The following is a 17,292-nucleotide window of genomic DNA, read 5'->3' as shown; positions in this document are numbered from 1 at the left end:
CTTTTTATTTTGTTGAATGAAATTCTAAGGTTTCAGAAGTAAGTCCATTACTAGATGCTGTGAATTTTATAGTTCCAGGTATTTCATTGGTTCTAATAATCGCCAAGCATTTTCCATTAAAAGCTTTTCTTTCTTTCGCCTGAAATGAATCGTGGTTGAAATTATCTCCGTTACCAACACCGATGACAGTAGCTTCCCCATCGATATTGAATTTTATTAAATTATCTGCTTTAGGAACCACATTTCCATCTTTATCTAATACCGTACATTCAATATAAGCCAAGTCTGTTCCGTTGGCTTTTAAAGAAGTTCTTCTAACAAATAATTTAATTTTAGCTGCTTTACCAGCCGTTTTAATTTCTTTTTCAGCGAATTTTTTTCCATTCTTGGTGGCAATGGCCTTTAAAGAACCTGGTTTGTAGGTAACTTTCCAACTTTGGTATTCCACATCATTTGTATTATTTGTTTGTGTGCCTAATGATTTTCCATCTTGAAATAATTCAACAGCATCTCCGTTCGTATAAGCGTAAACAGTCACTTCCTTTCCTTCCATACCCTCTAGATTCCAATGCGGAAAAATATGAACCATCGGTTTTTTTGACCATTGCGATTGGTAAAAATAGTAGCCATCTTTAGGGAAACCACATAAGTCAATAGGAGCGAAGGACGAAGATCTAGCTGGCCATCCGTAAGGAATTACTTCACCTAGATAATCCCACCCAGTCCAAATAAATTGGCCCATAATATTTTCTCTATTTTTAATATCTTTCCAAGCTTGAACACCTCTAAATCCAATTAATTCTCTTTGTTCCACCCAGTCAAAAGCATCTTTATGCTCGTAATTTAATTTGTCCCAAAAAGCCTTTTTTTCTTCGTTGTACACATATGTACCTCTGGGGTAATAAGATTGGGCAGAAGCACATTCAGTAACAATTCCCATGGCATGAGGAGCGATTTCGTTTTCTCTATCCAAGCCATTTTCTTTGATGTAGTTGTAGCCTCTAATATCACTTGTTTCAGCAGCACCTTCGCTTGGCCAAGCATCCCATCCGTAGCCAATTAATCCGTTGGTAACAGGTCGGTTGTCTAGTTTGTGAATAATATCAAGTAGTCTGTTAGCAATCGGAATTCCTTCATCCGTTTTCATTTGGTCAATTTCATTCCCAATACTCCACATAATTACAGAAGCATGATTTCTATCTCTTAAAACAAAATCTGTCAAATCTTTATCGGCCCATTCTTTAAAAATATCCGCATAGTAGTCTACAGGAATTCTTACTTTTTTTCCGTTTTGAATGGTAGTTGGGTTTTTTACAATTTCCCACTCGTCAAAGACTTCGTTCATGACTAAGAAGCCCATTTCATCACAGATATCCAAAAATTCTGTAGAAAACGGGTTGTGAGAAGTTCTTACAGCATTACAGCCCATTTCTCTTAAAATTTCTAATTGTCTTTCAATGGTTCTTCTGTAAACGGCAGATCCTAAAGGCCCACCTGCATGGTGTAAACAAACACCTTTTAGTTTGGTTTGTATGCCATTTATAGAGAATCCTTTGTCTTTGTCGTAGCCTAATTTTCGAATTCCTGTTTTAACAGTTTCTTTTCCTATAACCAAGTCTCCATTTTTTAGCACCACTTCTACGGTATATAATTCTGGTGTTTCTGGAGCCCATAATGTTGGTTCGGGGATTTTTAGATCTACAGAGATTTCTTTTTTTGTATTCGGAAAAATTTCGATTTCTTGTTTTTGTGTGGCTACAATTTTATGGTCTTTTATAACGTTTGTTTCAACGGTAATTTGTTGAGCATTTACACATTCAGTTTTTACTTGAAAAGCGGCATTGACAACAGCTTCATTTTTTTCAATAACTGGGGTGGTTACATACAAACTCCAGTTTGGAATGTAGGTTTTATTTCTGATTTTTAAGGTTACATCTCTATAAATTCCTGTTCCGGTATACCATCTAGAACCTGGTTGTGCAGAATTGTCCAAAGTTACGGTAAGTACATTGGTTCCGTTAAAATTGATGTGTTTTGTCAAGTCATATTCAAAACCAATATAACCCAAAGGGCGGTAACCTAATTTTTGTCCATTGATATAAACCACAGAATTTCTGTATGCCCCATCGAAGTAGATAAAAACTTTGTTGTTGGCTTCGTTTGCGTTTACCTCAAAGGTTTTTCTGTAGGTGCATTTTCCTGTAGGAAGCCATCCTCCTCTTGAAAAAGAGGGGTTTTCTTTAGAAAAAGGACCTTTGATACTCCAGTCATGAGGTATATTCACGGTTTCCCATTTCGAATCGTTATAGGTTGGAAGAATGGCTTCCTTTATGTCTTCTTGAACAAACTTCCACCCTTTGTTAAAATTCAAATTAGCGGTTTCTATAGGTTTGTCTTTACAAGAAACAAGTAGAATACTAGCTGCGAAGAAAAAATAGAGCACTTTGACAGAATTGAATTTCATGATGATTTTTTTTGCGTGTTGTTGACTACTGCAATATCTTAAAAAGGCTGAAACATGATTGACACGTATGTTTTTAATAGTAGAGTAAATGGCTTATAATCCTTTTGCTTTAAAGAGAATAAGGAGATGAGGTGAAATTGATAAGTTTGGTATTTAGATTTTTTGAATGAAAAAAGGCTCCCATTTCTGAGAGCCTTTTAAACTTAATTTAGTAACGAATCTTAGATTCTTGTTTCTGTAAGTGCAATAGTAATGTCATCATAGTAAACGTTACAGTCTCCTGCTGGAATTGTTTGTACTTTAAATGTAGATTCACCATCCGAAGTTGGAATGAAGTCTATACTATATTCAACCCATTGATCTAACATGATTGTGTTGTTGTAGTTGTCATTAAATGTTTTTCCTCCAAGAATAAATTTAGAAAATTTACTAACATCTGTTCCAGTAGCAATATATCTTTTGAATTTAATCGTGTAAGAAGTACCTGAGACAAAAGAAATTTTTGCAATTGAGTTAACTACGGCTTTAGAACCATCTGGCGAAAAAAGATGTAAGGCTTGAGTTCCTTTAGAAGCTCCTCCGGTTGGGGCTTCAAGAGTTGCGGTTCCGGTGCCATTTGTACCTGCATTCGTATAATTATCTGCAAAAACTCCTTCAAAATCACCAATAGTTCCTAAGAAGTCATCTTGATTCATTACAACTGTTTTTGCAGCGAAATCAGAGATAATTCCTCCTCCAACAGAGGCAATTTCACCAGGTCCAGTATAAGCTACTGTTATGACATCATTTCTGAAAACACCTTCAACTAAAGTTATATCAAGTATTTTTGAGTCTGAAGAATTTACTGCAATTGTAGCGATTGTTCCAACTCCTCCATTTAAACCAATAACAAATCCAGCCTTGGCATCTGTAGCGTTGACAAGGGACGTTGGGTCGATAGCTTGATCAAAACCAATTTGAATTTTGTCATCACTAGTTTCCATAATAGCACCTGTTTGAATAATTGGTTGTGGTACATACACGGTTATTGGAGCGTCTGAAAATGCTTGTAACGGACGGTCATCTAAAGAAACAATTTTAGTTCCACTATAAGATACAGTAATAGTTTTACTTGCATCTGAAGGTACTAAAGGAGTTTCCAGGGTTAAGGCAATTTTAGCAATACGTTTGCCTTCTAATTGAGCATTTTGATTTGCTGCTGTTGCTACAGGTCTTACTGTTCCATCTACTTTAACTGTAAAATTACCGGCAAGGTTTTCAGTGAATGCTTTTAAACGATAGTTTATTGGAATTAAAATAACATCACTATCAGATTCCACAACAGCTTCTGTGCTGATGATTTCTAAATTTTCTGCTACGGGTACTACATTTATAATCATTGGTGTTTCATAAATGTCTTGACTTTGTCTTAATGTTTCTGTTCTGGCTCTAGTTGCTGTTAATTCAGCTCTAAAGGATCCTAGTTGCATTAAAGGATATTCTTCAATAAGAAGTTTTTCCATATCTCCATCTCTAGTTTGCGTTCCTATAGTTCTGTAAGTCCAGTCTTCTTCATTGTCTTCAATGGTGTGCAAACGCCATCTTGATTCGTCGGGTCTTGCGTTGTTGTTTGGTAAAAAGTTACTCAAATCTTCAAATACAAGAGTGTCTCCAAAGGTAAATGTCATAGATGGTGTATCTACATGATCAATAACAGTTCCATCTGTTAATCTTAATTCAGCGGCTGCTACAACCGTATCGTAAACATCTAAAATGAAATTGTGTTCAGCAACCCACTTGTCTCCAATTTTTATTGTCTTAATGGTGTCTTCAACATTTGCGTTGATAGAAGAATCCCAGAAAGAATTGTAGATAAAAGAAGTAGAGTCGTTAAATTCACCATAGTATTGAATGACAGTTGCCGTATCTCCTTTTTTGAATAATACATGTACTGTTTTGTCTGAAGAGATCGTATCACCTGCATTGATGATGTATTCATCATGGTTTGTTAAGTTGTTAGGAATAGGTCCTTTTAAAAAGAAACTTCCTTTAGGAATTCTCCATTCATGTTTTACGGCTCCCGCAGACATGTCCATTAATGAAAAGAATCTGTTTACTTCTGCTTCTCTTGCAGAAGAGGCTCCAGAGGTTAAGGCAATAGAAAGATCGGTAAAGCTTTCTGGCACCTCGTAGTCATTCTGATCACAGCTAGTGAATACCACCAGCGTAAGTAAAAAGAACAATTTAACTATGTTTTTTATGTTTTTCATAATTGTATATTTTGTTAAAAGTTTCAGGTGTTGTGCTGAATCTTAAATTATTGATCCCATTTTAAGTTAGAGTTGATCTCGTCTTGAGGAACAGGTAAATAAGAATGTAATTCTTCAATAAAATTCACTGAACCTGTTAAATGATCTTTTAAATGTGCTTCATTGGTTCTTCTATTTCCATTCACATTTGATTCGTCATTTGGAGTATTTGGGTTGTCTAGAATTCTTAAAGGATAAATTGGTACAAGCGGGTCGTTGTATACAATTTGATCCGCAGGATATTCTCCTCTAGGAGTAATAAAACATCTCCATCTAGTCGGGTTTTTTCCCATTCTGTTGTTTCTAAAATGCCACGCATCATAATCTGGAATGGCTATTTTTTGTAAAGTTTCTTTCCAAACACCCCAACGTCTTAAATCAGTAGTTCTTTCAGCTTCTAAAGCCAATTCTAAAGGTTTTTCCGTAAATCTTAAGTGCTCTGTCAAAGCTGCTTTGTCGTAGGTAAGCTCATCATAGGTAGTTTGTGCACCTGCAAATTCAGCGCTTCCATCTGATGATTTTCCTAAAAGAATTAAATGAGAACGTTTTCTTATTCTGTTGATATATCTTAAGGCTTCTGAATTGTTTCCTTCCTCAATCATTACTTCTGCGTACAAAAGATAGATTTCTGCCAAACGTATTACAGGAATGTTAATTTCTCCTCTTTGTCTACCATCAGCACTTTCATCTTCTCCAGAACCTCCATTAGCTGTATTCCAGCTAGTGAATTTTTTCCAAAAGTTCGCAAATTGCTTGGCGTGAGGCGATGCGTCAATATGTGAACCATATTGTGCACTTTCAACACCATACATCATTTCATCCCTGTCGTCTACGGATGACATAGAGTTCCCCATACGTTTGCTGTACATTCTTACAACGCCAACTTGAACAGAGTCTAAATCACCATTTGCTAAATACGTATTTCGGTCTACTAAATTAGCAGGATCTAAAGGGTCAGGTCTTTCATCTCTATATTTTAATGCCAACCAAGAAGTTGGTTGCACTCTGTTTCCGTTGTTTAGGAAGTTAGAAATTCTTTGAGAAAGTTGTTGCTCGTCTAATCCTAATGGATTAATAGTGTTTGAATAATTTATTTCAAAAATCGATTCTGAATTGAATTCTGAGATTCCTGTAAAACATTTTGATAAATCATCTACCAAAGCATAATCGTAATTGTTCATTACGTTTTCTAAGTAAGGTTTTGCTTCGGTGAAATTATTTTCATTCATATAACTTTTAGCTAATAAAGCTTCGCAAAAACCACCAGTAACACGACCTAAATTTCCATTTCCGACATCAGACTGCCATGCATTGTAGGTTCCAGGTAAGTTTTCAATACCGTATTTCAATTCCGCTCTGTAAAATTCTTTTACAGCGTCAGCCGTTGCAAAGGTTTTTTGAAAATCTTCAAAAACTTTAGGTACTGAAGTAAATAAAGGTACCGAACCATAGTTGTAATTCGTGTGCAATACATAATATAAATAACCTCTAATAGCTCTTGCTTGGGCTTCAATTCGTAAACCAGATTCAATAGCTGTTTCTGTAGTAAAGGTTTCTTGTAAATTGTAATAAGCATCTAAAACCTGATTGGCTCTAAAGATTCCTAAATAACAAGCATCCCATTTGTTTTGTACTTCATTTGTAGATAAGTCAAAACTTTGGTCATAGATTGGATTTCCTGTTACATTACTTCTTTGAGAAAAAGGTACACAAATATCCGTACGAGTTGTTTCCCAGGTAATTCCTAAAATATTCTCGTCTCTAAGTGCTGCATAAGTCGCGTTCAATCCGGCATTTAAATCACCGGCATTTTGCCAAAAACTACCGTTGGTAAGAGCGTTTGGGTTTATTTGATCTAATTCATCTAAACATGCCTGAAATGTTAGGGCAAGTACCAAAAGAGGAATTATTTTTCTAGTTATAAATTTCATCATTTCTGCTGTCTTTTTTTTGGTTTCTGTCTTCATTTTTTTCATTTTTAGCTAATTAAAATTGAAATTGTAGACCTGCCTTGTATTGAGAAGATACTGGATATCTTCCTCTATCTATACCACGAGTACTTAACCCGTTGTTTCCTACTTCAGGGTCAAATCCTGAATAGTCTGTAATTGTAATTGGGTTTTGAGCTTGGATGTAAAATCTTAATTTGCTCACGCCAAATTTTTCTAATTTCTTTTTAGGAATAGAATACCCTAAAGAAATATTTCTTAGTCTGATAAAATCTCCATCTTCTAGGAAGTAGTCAGAACCCCCTCTGTAAGATCTTGTGTTGTTACCATTGTACCAAGGGATGGTTGCATTTTGATGGTTTTGTGTCCAAGAGTAAAATAAATCGCGGTGGGTACCTACTTGATACGCATAGGCTTTACTTCCGTTCATTACTTCAGCTCCAAAAGACCCATACCATTGCATGGTAAAGTCGAACCCTTTGTAATTGGCATTGAAATTTAATCCAATTTCATAGTCAGGTGTTCCTGAACCAGCATACACTTTGTCGTTGTCATCAATTCTACCGTTTCCAGCATCAGGAATACCATCGTTATTTGTGTCTTCGGTCAGTTGATCTATATACATTAACTCACCAAGTTTTGCACTTGGGTCAATTTGTTTGTAAATATCTAACTGTTCTTGTGTTTGAATAACTCCGTCTGTTTCGCGTAAGAAAAAAGCAGCGGCCTCATAACCTTCAGTAATAACACTAACCAATTCATTTGTTCCAGCAGTTGAAATATTACTATTGTCCAATCTAATAATTGGATTGTTTGGACTTGTTTTGGTAACAATATTGTTATTTTGAGTATAGGTACCCGCAACATTCCAGTTCAAACCAGATCTACTTTTGTGTTTGTATTTTACGGCATACTCAATTCCTGAGTTTTCCATGTTTCCAATATTGAAAATAGTGTTTCTGTTTTGACCAGATACCCCTGTTGAAGGAGGGTTTACTACTTGGTATAACAAATCTCTTTTTTCATTTTTGTAAATGTCAGTTGTCACGGTCAATTTATTTCTAAACAATCCGATGTCGTAACCAATATTTGTTTCAATGTTGGTTTCCCATTTCAAATCTTCATTTGAATATTTTAACTGAGTTGTTCCTAAAGCAACGGCTTCAGCACCAGGATTGGTAAGATTGTCGGCTGCATTGTCTGATCCAAATACGAAATCGGTACCTGGCTGAACCACTGTTTGATTGCTATAAGGTGTGAATCTGTCATTACCTGTAGTACCGTAACTAGCTCTAATTTTAAATGAGTTTACAACGTCTTTAATTGGGTCCCAAAAATATTCGTCAGATACATTCCAACCTACAGAGGCAGAAGGGAAGAATCCCCATCTGTTTCCGTCACTAAATTGAGACGATCCATCATAACGACCACTTGCACTAAATAAATACTTACCGTCGTAGTTGTATTGAACTCTGGCAATGTTTCCTAATAAAGTTCTTGTATAATCAGGTTGACCTGCATTAGGTGCAGATTCAATTTCCCAAAGTAATTCGTAATTGTTTAAAACGGTAATTGCTGGGTGTAAGTTATTTCTTACTTCAACTCGGTAACTTTCGTACGTAGATTTTTCAAAAGACGTACCCGCTAAAAGTGTTAGGTTGTGTTTTCCGAATTGTTTTTTATAAGATAAGAATTGTTCTGAAGTAATTTTAGAAGAAGTAATTCCTGTTGTTTGGTTTGAAGTAATATTGTTAGGATTTGTAATCAAATCACCTTCTGTATTATAGATATCAAAACGAGGAACAATTTTTACATATTTGCTGTCAGAATACGTAGCTGCAAATCGAGCCGTTAATTTTAATGCTTTGGTTGCATCATAGGCAAATTGAACATTTCCTGTATGGCTATTTCCGTTTCTTATTTCATCTGTTTTGATAACTCTTACCGCATTGGCAAGTCTTCTAGCTTCATTTAATTTCCAATCATTTCCTGGATCATCCAAACTAATTTCAGAAATATCTGCAAGTGCATCTGTATCTAAACTAATAGATGGTTTGAAAGTTTGGTATTGGTAAATTTGATTCATCATTCCTCCAAAGGGAACTTGCTTAGAGTCTCTTTTGAAAGTCAATCCTGTTGTTACTTTCCACTTTCCTTTTGTGAATTGTGTATTTGAACGAACATTAAACCTTTTGTAGTTTGAGTTGTAAAATACCCCTTCTTGGTCAAAAAAGTTGGCGTTAAAACTATAGGTTAATCCGTCTTTACCTCCAGATACATTTACTGAATGATTTTGAATGGCTGCATTGTTAACCAATAAAACATCGCCAATATCTGTGTTATTTGTAAAGTAGCTTGAATTTCTGTGGATGTCACCATCTACCCCTCCTTGCGATTTGTCAGAGTTTAAAGCGCCTCTTAATAAATGAATATAGGTGTATTCTTCTTTTGACATTGGGTCAAAACGAGAAGTAATGTTTTGAACACCATATTCTGAATTTACGCGAATATTCATTTGTCCAACTTTACCTTGTTTTGTAGTAATTAAAATAACACCACCTGCACCACGTGTTCCGTAAATAGAAGCAGAAGCAGCATCTTTTAGTACATCAATAGATTCAATTTCAGAAATACTCAATTGAGGATCTGAGTCAAAAGGAATTCCATCTACTACATATAGCGGACTGTTTTGTCCATCCATTAAGGAACTAAATCCACGAATTAAAATATTCGCTTCTTCACCTGGAGCACCAGAACTAGCTGTAATATTTACCCCCGCAATTTGTCCTTGCAGTGCTGATCCAAGATCTGAAGTTGTGGTTTTAACCAAATCTTCGGCCTTAATAGAGCCAACTGCACCTGTTACTTCTTTCTTCTTTTGAGAACCATAACCAATAACAACGACTTCTTCTAAAGCAGATACATCAGATTGTAAATCGACATTAATTTTGGTTTGATTTTTAACTTGGATTTCTTGAATTACAAATCCGATATAGCTAAAAAGTAAGGTTGCTTTTGAGTTTGTTTTAATTTCATAGTATCCATCAAAGTCGGTCGTAACTCCATTTGCAGTTCCTTTAACTAATACACTTACCCCTGGTAAAGGGCCGCCATCTCCGGTTACAATTCCTTTGATGACACGCTTTTGAGCTTGAATTGACCCAAAGCTCATTAGCAACAAACACAGGGCTGTGCATGTTTTGAGCTTCCAATAATCAAGTAGTTTGAATTTCATATTGTTTAGTTTTAAAGTTAATTTCTACAAAGGTTGAAATTATTTAAGTTGCTAGATGGAACAAATGGTTTTTATAAAGTTACTTATGGATTTATTGATTGGAAAATTGAATTTACTACCTAAAAAGGCTTAATTTTAATCTAGATAAAAACTAGATCGTCTTATTTTTGACTTTTTTTAATCCTTGTATTTGGAACAGATGTTTTTATCTTGCGGAAAGAATAAATTTACAGTATTCTTTTTCCTTTTTATCTATTAATACTACATAAAATTTATGAATAAAATACTTCAAGCCTTAGTCCTCAATTTTGTTGTCATCGGATTTTTAAATGCGCAAAGATCTCTTGGAATAGATCATTTGTCTTCTGAAGATGGTTTGTCGCAAAATGATGTGAATTGTATTTATCAAGACAAACAGGGATTTATGTGGTTTGGAACCCATGATGGTTTGAATAGATATGATGGATATGCTTTTCGTGTTTATAATTTAGATCCTTCAAATCCTAAGAGTATCAACAGCAATTTAATTATGGATGTTGTTGGTGATAAAACCGGGAATTTATGGATAGGAACCACAGGTAGTGGTTTGAATTATTTTGATAAAAGCACGGAAGAATTTCGTCATTTCATGAATGATAAGAATAATCCTAGCAGCTTAAGTAATGATTATTTGACTTCGGTTTATATTGATAAATCGAATCATTTGTGGGTGGGGACTAAAAATGGAATCAATATGTTGGACCTTGATAAGTCTTTAGATTCTGTAACTTTTCAGAAGTTTAAATTCAATCATGGAAGTGATATGAATTTTAGCAATAAAATTAGAGCGACTACTGTACATTCTTTCTTTGAAGATGAGAACTACCAATTATGGGCTTGTACCGGAAATGGTTTGTATAAATTATTGGTGAATAATATAGGAGATTTTTATTTTCAAAGAGTGAATAAAAGTTTAGGATTGCCAATTACCCCTGTTAGGTCTATGGCGGCAGATGCCAAGGGGAAATTGTATTTTGGAACTGGAAAAGGGGTGTATTCTTTATCCAATCAATCAGATGCGGAAAAAGTTACTTTGATGTATCCAGGAAGCTTTCAAAGTATTATTGTTGATAAAGGATTTCTTTGGGGAGGGTCCACAAATGGCTTGTTTCAAATAAGATTAAAGGACAATAAATTATTGACCCGTTCTAAATACGATCCTGAAAATCCAATCAATAGCATTAGTAAAAATTCTGTAAAATCTTTGTATTCAGATAAAACAGGCGTGATTTGGTTAGGTTTAAATGGAGGTGGCGTTAATAAATTTGATCCGAAAACCAAAAGAATCAAACATATTCGAAAAACCTCACGAGAAGAAAGTTTGAGCAATGATAAAATTAGGGCCATTTTTGAAGATAGCAATAAAGATTTGTGGATTGGAACTGAAGGTGGAGGTTTGAATTTGTTATTAGAAGGTGATACGAATTCCAATAATCGAAGTTTTCAACATTTTAAAAATGCCTTAAAAGTATTTTCAATTGCTGAAATTGTTGAAGGTGATAAAAAGAAATTATTTGTTGGAGGAGAGCAGATTCCAGGATTGTTGGAGCTAGATATAACCAAAAAACAAGCTTATAATGAGAAGGATTTTGTTAAGATCAAAGATATCAAAGCAAGTGTATTTAGTATTCTGCAGGATTCTAAACAAAATATATGGACGGGTACCTATTCTAAAGGGGTGTATAGATGGTTGACGACGGCTACACCCGGCGTATACAAAAAAACACTTTTAGAAGAAGATCCAAACAATCCGACTAGTATTCCAAACAATATCATTAGAGACATTTGTGAAGATCAAGAGGGCAATATATGGTTTGGTACAGGTGATGGACTGTGTAAATTAGAGGCTTCGGAAATTCATGAAAACAATCCTAAAATGATTGTGTATAAAAATGATAAAACGAACCATGAAAGTTTGAGTCACAATTACGTAATGACCATTTTTGAAAGTAGTTTGGGCGATTTATGGATTGGTACTTTGGGAGGTGGTTTGAATAAATACATTCCTCCATCAGAAAATAAGAAAGGGAAATTTATTCGCTATTCAATAAAGGACGGACTGCCTAACAATGCCATTAAAGGAATATTAGAGGACAACCAGAAAAATTTATGGGTCTCCACAAACAAAGGTCTCTCTAAATTTAATCCTGCTACAGAAACTTTTAAAAATTACGATGTAAATGATGGGCTCCAAAGTAATGAGTTTGGTGAATTGGCTTGTTTTAAAAAGGAGGATGGAGAATTTTTATTTGGAGGTGTAAATGGTTACAATGTATTCAATCCTTCAAAATTATATACCAACAAAATCAATCCAGAAACTGTTTTTACAGGTTTTTCTATCTTTAAAAAAAATGTACAAATAGGAGAGGAAGTCAATGGACGGGTTATTCTTGAAAAATCGATCAATGAAATAAATGAAATTGAATTGAAGTATGAAGAGAATAGTTTTTCTTTTGAATTTGCAGCCTTGCATTATGCGGCGCCAAATAAAAATCAGTATGCGTATAAATTAGAAGGATTTAAAGATGATTGGATTTATACTACCTCAAAAGATAGATTTGCAACGTATACAAATTTAGAGCCTGGCTCGTATACCTTAAAAGTAAAGGCTTCTAATAACGATGGTGTTTGGGATGATTCTCCTGCGACATTAAAAATAATTGTCACGCCACCAATTTGGCGAACACAATGGGCAAAATTTATATACTTGTTAATTTTTATAGGGCTGCTAGTTGCCTTTAGGCGTTTTACAGTCATAAAGACTTCTAAGAAATTTGATTTGGAATTTAAATCGTTGGAAAAAGAAAAGAATGATGAAATTCACCGACTAAAACTTGAGTTTTTTACCAATATATCACATGAGTTTAGAACCCCCTTAACCTTGATAAAAGGTCCCTTAGATTTTCTATTAAAAGAAGGAGATGCAATCAGTCCAAAGGAGGTCAAAGATAAATACAAATTGATGCAAAAGAACACCAATTATTTGCTGCGCTTGATCAATCAGTTGCTAGATTTTAGAAAGATGGACAAAGGAAAATTGGATCTTATGGTTTCTAAAAATGATATCGTACAATTTTTAAAAGATATTTGTGAGCCGTTTCAGTTTTTGTCTCATAAAAAAAGAATTGAATTTAAATTGGAAGCATCAAATGAAAAAATAGCCACTTGGTTTGATTCTAATGCTTTGGAAAAAATTGTAAATAATCTTTTATCCAATGCCTTTAAATTTACGCCTGAAGAAGGTGAGGTTCAGATTGATGTAATGGAGGGAGATAAATCCAATGGAGAAATAAAAAATAAGTATCGAAATATTGATTTTGAAAATTATATTTTAATAAAAGTAAAAGATTCAGGGCCAGGGATTCCTGCACATCGAATTAGTCATGTTTTTGAACGTTTTTATGTAGAGGTTGATAAAATAGGTGTCAATAAAAAAGGAGCAGGAATTGGGCTTTCTTATACCAAGAATTTGGTAGAATTACACCAAGGTATTATTGATGTTAGTAGCGATCCAAAAGAGGGGACTACCTTTTTTGTTTGGCTTCCAAAAAATAAAGAAGCCTATGAAAACAAAGAAGAGATCAGTTTAGATTTGGTAGCAGCTAAAGAAAATTATGTCAGTCAAACCGATGCGGAATCTCATGCCATTAGCGTTATTGATGATATTGTAGATAAAAATATTTCTAGATCTAGATCAAAACTACCCGTACTACTTATTGTAGATGATAATGAGGATATTCGATCTTTTGTAAAACAGGTTTTAGGTGAAGAGTATTATATTTATGAGGCGGAAAACGGAAAACAAGGATTGGAAGTAGCGAATAAAGTCTTGCCAAATGTTATTGTTACCGATTTGATGATGCCTATCATGGATGGTGTGGAATTGTGTGAAAAATTAAAGACAGCACAAGAAACAAGTCATATTCCTGTAGTAATGCTTACCGCAAAATTATCTCAAGAATGGGAGATTGAAGGCCTAAAAACAGGAGCTGATGGTTATATCAGAAAACCTTTTGATATGGAGTTATTACGACTTAAATTATCGAATATTTTAAAGAATAGAGCGGAGCTAAGAAAACGTTTTAATAGAGAAATTACCTTGCAGCCTAATGAGGTTACTGTGACTTCTGCGGATGAGAAATTTTTACAAAATGCCATTAAAATTGTTGAAGAGCATATGGCGGATAGTGAATTCAGCGTGGAAATGCTAGTGAAGGAAATGTGCTTGAGTAGAAGTAATTTGTATTTAAAGTTGAAAGAAATTACCGGACTTTCTTCAAGTGAATTTATTAGAAATATTCGTTTAAAAAGAGCCATGCAGCTTATTGAAAGCAGCGATTTGTCAATTAAAGAAATTATGTACAATACTGGGTTTAGTACAGGATCTTATTTTTCTAAATGTTTTAAAAAACAGTTTGGAGTCATTCCTAGCAAGTATGTGCGAGATAAAAAGAATAGGGAAGAATAAGTAAGTTGAATTAACAGAACAATTTGAAATTAAAAGAATAATGAATTTTACAATAAGAAAAGCTTTAGTATCCGATATGAAAGCTGTGCATACCTGTATTTGTGAATTGGCTCATTTTGAAAAAGAATCGGATGCAGTGGAGGTAACCGTGAAAGATTTGGAACGAGATGGATTTGGTGAAAACCCACTATTTGAAGTTTTTGTTGGACTGGTAGATGAAGAAATTGTTGGAATTGCTTTGTTTTATTATCGTTATTCTACTTGGAAAGGAAAAACAATTCATTTGGAAGATTTAATTGTTAAAGAAGCTTTTCGAGGGAAAGGAATTGGAAAAGGTTTGTACAATAAAGTGCTTGCTTATGGTGTTCAGTTGGGCTTAAAACGAATTGAATGGAACGTGTTGGATTGGAATACCAACGCAGTTAAATTTTACGAAAGTACAGGTGCCAAAATATTAGACGATTGGCAAGTTGTTCAAATGGATGCGGAAAGTTTAAAAAAGTATGTAGAAAGCTTATAGCTCACTTTTTATAAAAAGCGAGCTGTTGTTGTTTTATTGAAAAGCTTTGTCAATAGGTTCCCAAAGCTCAATTTTGTTACCGTCTAAATCTAAAATCCAAGCAAATTTACCATAACTAAATTCTTCAGGTTTGTCAATTAATGTAACGCCTTCTTTTTCCAGTTCGATCAGTAAATTGTCTAAATTACTAACCCGGTAATTTAGCATAAAGTCTTTTTTAGATGGCTCAAAGTAATTGCTTTCTTGCTTAAAAGGAGACCATTGCGTTGTGGCAGCTTTGTGTTCTAAATCATTCCACCAAAAAGTACTTCCGTAGTCATCTGTGGCAAAACCCAAGTGTTTTTGATACCATGCTTTTGTTTTTTCAACATCTTTGGTTTTAAAAAATACACCGCCAATTCCTGTAACTTTACCTACGTCTTCCGTTTGTTGAATTTGTTGATTTGGGTTCGCATAAATGTTGTAAAATTTGGCAGCGACTTTATCTACACAGGTTTGTGCAAGTTTTTCTTTGGATTCAACCGTCCAACCCGCTACATGAGGAGATAATAAAACTTGTTCGGAATGAATTAAATAGTCAAATGCCGGAGGGAAGGATTTGTTTTCAAATAAATTTTCAAAAGAACCTTTTTCGTATTCTAAAACATCCAAACAGGCACCCAATATTTTACCTGATAATAAACCTTCAACTAAATGATCTGTAACCACTGCGGAACCCCTTGCGGTATTGATTAAATAAAAAGGTTTTTTAAAAAGGCTGATCATTTCTCTATTGATCATTTTGTCAGAAAGTTCGTTGTATGGTGTATGAATACTTAAAACATCTGCCTTTTCTTGAATTTCTGTTAAGGTTGTTTGTCGGCAATTTTCATCGCTTACATTTTCTTTAATGTCATAACAAAGAACTTCCACATCAAAACCTCTAAGTTTTTTAGCAAAAGATTTCCCCATGTTTCCATAGCCAATAAGCCCAACAGTTTTGCCATCCAACTCTAAGCCTCTGTTTTCTTCACGCAGCCATTTGCCTTTTCGTATTTGAGCATCGGCCTGTTTAATTTTGTTAAAAAGTGACAATAACATGCCCAGTGCATGTTCTCCTACTGCATTTCTGTTTCCTTCAGGAGCAGAAATTAGATAGACTCCTTTTTTTTCGGCATAATCAATGTCAATACTTTCCAATCCGGCACCAACTCTGGCTATAAATTTTAACTGACTGGCCTTGTCTAAGAATTGTTTGTCAATTTTAAAGCGACTTCTAATTACTATGCCGTCATACAAATGAATTTTACTTTCAATAGCCTCTTTATTCGACGTGTAATCTTGGTGATTTGTGCAGCCTAATTTTTCTAAACCCAGTTCTAAAAGTGGGTGATTGCTATCTATATGGAGAACCTTCATGTGTTACTGAATTTTGAAATCTGAATTTCTAATACTGTTCTTTGTCACTAGGAAAATCTTTCGACTTTACATCTTTGCTGTATTGTTTGAAGGCATTGGACATGTCGTCAAATAAATTTAAATAACGACGTAAAAATCTAGGATGAAATTCGTGAGTCATTCCTACCATGTCATGGGTAACCAACACTTGACCATCCACACCATTTCCAGCTCCAATACCAATTACAGGAATGTTGATGCTTTCAGCAACTTGTTTTGCTAAGGCTGCAGGAACTTTTTCTAAAACAATAGAGAAACATCCAAGTCGTTCTAAAAGCATGGCGTCCTCAATTAATTTTTCTGCTTCCGCTTCTTCTTTTGCTCTAACGCTATAAGTACCAAATTTATAAATAGATTGAGGTGTTAAACCTAAATGTCCCATTACAGGAATACCTGCTCCAAGTATTCTTTTGATCGATTCTTTTATTTCTTTACCACCTTCTACTTTAATAGCATGGCCTCCAGATTCTTTCATGATTCTAATGGCCGATCGCAAAGCTTCTTTTGGATCAGATTGATAGCTTCCGAAAGGTAAATCAACTACTACAAGACTTCTAAGGGAAGCTCTAACAACAGAACTTGCATGATAGATCATTTGGTCTAGTGTAATCGGCAAAGTAGTTTCATGCCCTGCCATCACATTTGAAGCGGAGTCTCCAACTAAAATGACATCGATGCCCGCAGAGTCAACTATTTTAGCCATGGTGTAGTCATATGCGGTAAGCATTGAAATTTTTTCACCATTGTGCTTCATTTCAATCAATGAATTAGTGGTCACTCTTTTGTATTGTTTTTTTGCTAAAGACATTTTTTCGATGTTTAAAAATCAGACGGTAAAAATACGTAAAGATTTGTGAAGTTTTGGAAGGAGGTTCTATAGAAGTGAATTTTG

8 protein-coding genes and 1 pseudogene are annotated in these 17,292 nt (G+C 34.6%); 2 read left to right on the top strand and 7 right to left on the bottom strand.

Features of this window, described 5'->3' with window-relative positions; genetic code table 11:
• Nucleotides 1-4: 4 nt before the first annotated feature.
• The 4 genes from FGM02_RS03380 to FGM02_RS03365 form a co-directional block, all read right to left on the bottom strand.
• Entirely contained in the window at nucleotides 5-2,464 is a 2,460-nt protein-coding gene (locus tag FGM02_RS03380) for a glycoside hydrolase family 2 TIM barrel-domain containing protein (RefSeq protein ID WP_139956910.1), read from the bottom strand.
• A 221-nt stretch (nucleotides 2,465-2,685) separates the two neighbouring features.
• Nucleotides 2,686-4,713, bottom strand: coding sequence for a hypothetical protein (locus FGM02_RS03375; protein WP_139956909.1), 2,028 nt, complete (start codon nucleotides 4,711-4,713; stop codon nucleotides 2,686-2,688).
• Between the two features lie 47 nt (nucleotides 4,714-4,760).
• Nucleotides 4,761-6,719 carry a RagB/SusD family nutrient uptake outer membrane protein gene (locus tag FGM02_RS03370; protein WP_166461125.1) on the bottom strand — a complete coding sequence of 653 codons (1,959 nt, stop codon included), beginning with the start codon at nucleotides 6,717-6,719 and terminating at the stop codon, nucleotides 4,761-4,763.
• Between the two features lie 19 nt (nucleotides 6,720-6,738).
• The gene (locus FGM02_RS03365; RefSeq protein WP_139956907.1) at nucleotides 6,739-9,936 is read right to left on the bottom strand and encodes a SusC/RagA family TonB-linked outer membrane protein; all 3,198 of its coding nucleotides are present in this window, start codon (nucleotides 9,934-9,936) and stop codon (nucleotides 6,739-6,741) included.
• Between the two features lie 274 nt (nucleotides 9,937-10,210).
• On the opposite strand from FGM02_RS03365, the gene FGM02_RS03360 reads away from it, so the two are divergent.
• Both FGM02_RS03360 and FGM02_RS03355 read left to right on the top strand, forming a co-directional pair.
• Nucleotides 10,211-14,443 (top strand): two-component regulator propeller domain-containing protein, encoded by a 4,233-nt coding sequence (locus tag FGM02_RS03360; RefSeq protein WP_139956906.1) that lies wholly within the window; start codon nucleotides 10,211-10,213, stop codon nucleotides 14,441-14,443.
• A gap of 40 nt (nucleotides 14,444-14,483) precedes the next feature.
• Nucleotides 14,484-14,963, top strand: coding sequence for a GNAT family N-acetyltransferase (locus FGM02_RS03355; protein WP_139956905.1), 480 nt, complete (start codon nucleotides 14,484-14,486; stop codon nucleotides 14,961-14,963).
• Nucleotides 14,964-14,996: 33 nt separating this feature from the next.
• Here the strand turns inward: FGM02_RS03355 and FGM02_RS18395 are convergent, their stop codons facing one another.
• The 3 genes and pseudogenes from FGM02_RS18395 to panB form a co-directional block, all read right to left on the bottom strand.
• Nucleotides 14,997-15,362: a VOC family protein gene (locus FGM02_RS18395; RefSeq protein ID WP_394344438.1), complete on the bottom strand. Its 366-nt coding sequence runs from the start codon at nucleotides 15,360-15,362 to the stop codon at nucleotides 14,997-14,999.
• 66 nt (nucleotides 15,363-15,428) lie between these two features.
• Nucleotides 15,429-16,361, bottom strand: a pseudogene (locus tag FGM02_RS03350) (2-hydroxyacid dehydrogenase); the annotation flags it as partial.
• A gap of 28 nt (nucleotides 16,362-16,389) precedes the next feature.
• Nucleotides 16,390-17,208 (bottom strand): 3-methyl-2-oxobutanoate hydroxymethyltransferase, encoded by an 819-nt coding sequence (panB, locus tag FGM02_RS03345; protein WP_139956903.1) that lies wholly within the window; start codon nucleotides 17,206-17,208, stop codon nucleotides 16,390-16,392.
• Between the last annotated feature and the right edge of the window lie 84 nt (nucleotides 17,209-17,292).

The organism is Flavicella sediminum, from assembly GCF_006381105.1.
In the GTDB taxonomy this organism is placed as follows: Bacteria; Bacteroidota; Bacteroidia; order Flavobacteriales; family Flavobacteriaceae; genus Flavicella; species Flavicella sediminum.
The sequence above is the reverse complement of the archived record's forward strand: the minus strand, read 5'-3'. Positions and strand labels throughout refer to the sequence as shown.

What these genes read in the sequence shown, in the direction of transcription:
- FGM02_RS03380 (WP_139956910.1), bottom strand. Translation starts at nt 2,464, where the DNA reads ATGAAATTCAATTCTGTCAAAGTGCTCTATTTTTTCTTCGCAGCTAGT.
- FGM02_RS03375 (WP_139956909.1), bottom strand. Translation starts at nt 4,713, where the DNA reads ATGAAAAACATAAAAAACATAGTTAAATTGTTCTTTTTACTTACGCTG.
- FGM02_RS03370 (WP_166461125.1), bottom strand. Translation starts at nt 6,719, where the DNA reads ATGAAGACAGAAACCAAAAAAAAGACAGCAGAAATGATGAAATTTATA.
- FGM02_RS03365 (WP_139956907.1), bottom strand. Translation starts at nt 9,936, where the DNA reads ATGAAATTCAAACTACTTGATTATTGGAAGCTCAAAACATGCACAGCC.
- FGM02_RS03360 (WP_139956906.1), top strand. Translation starts at nt 10,211, where the DNA reads ATGAATAAAATACTTCAAGCCTTAGTCCTCAATTTTGTTGTCATCGGA.
- FGM02_RS03355 (WP_139956905.1), top strand. Translation starts at nt 14,484, where the DNA reads ATGAATTTTACAATAAGAAAAGCTTTAGTATCCGATATGAAAGCTGTG.
- panB (WP_139956903.1), bottom strand. Translation starts at nt 17,208, where the DNA reads ATGTCTTTAGCAAAAAAACAATACAAAAGAGTGACCACTAATTCATTG.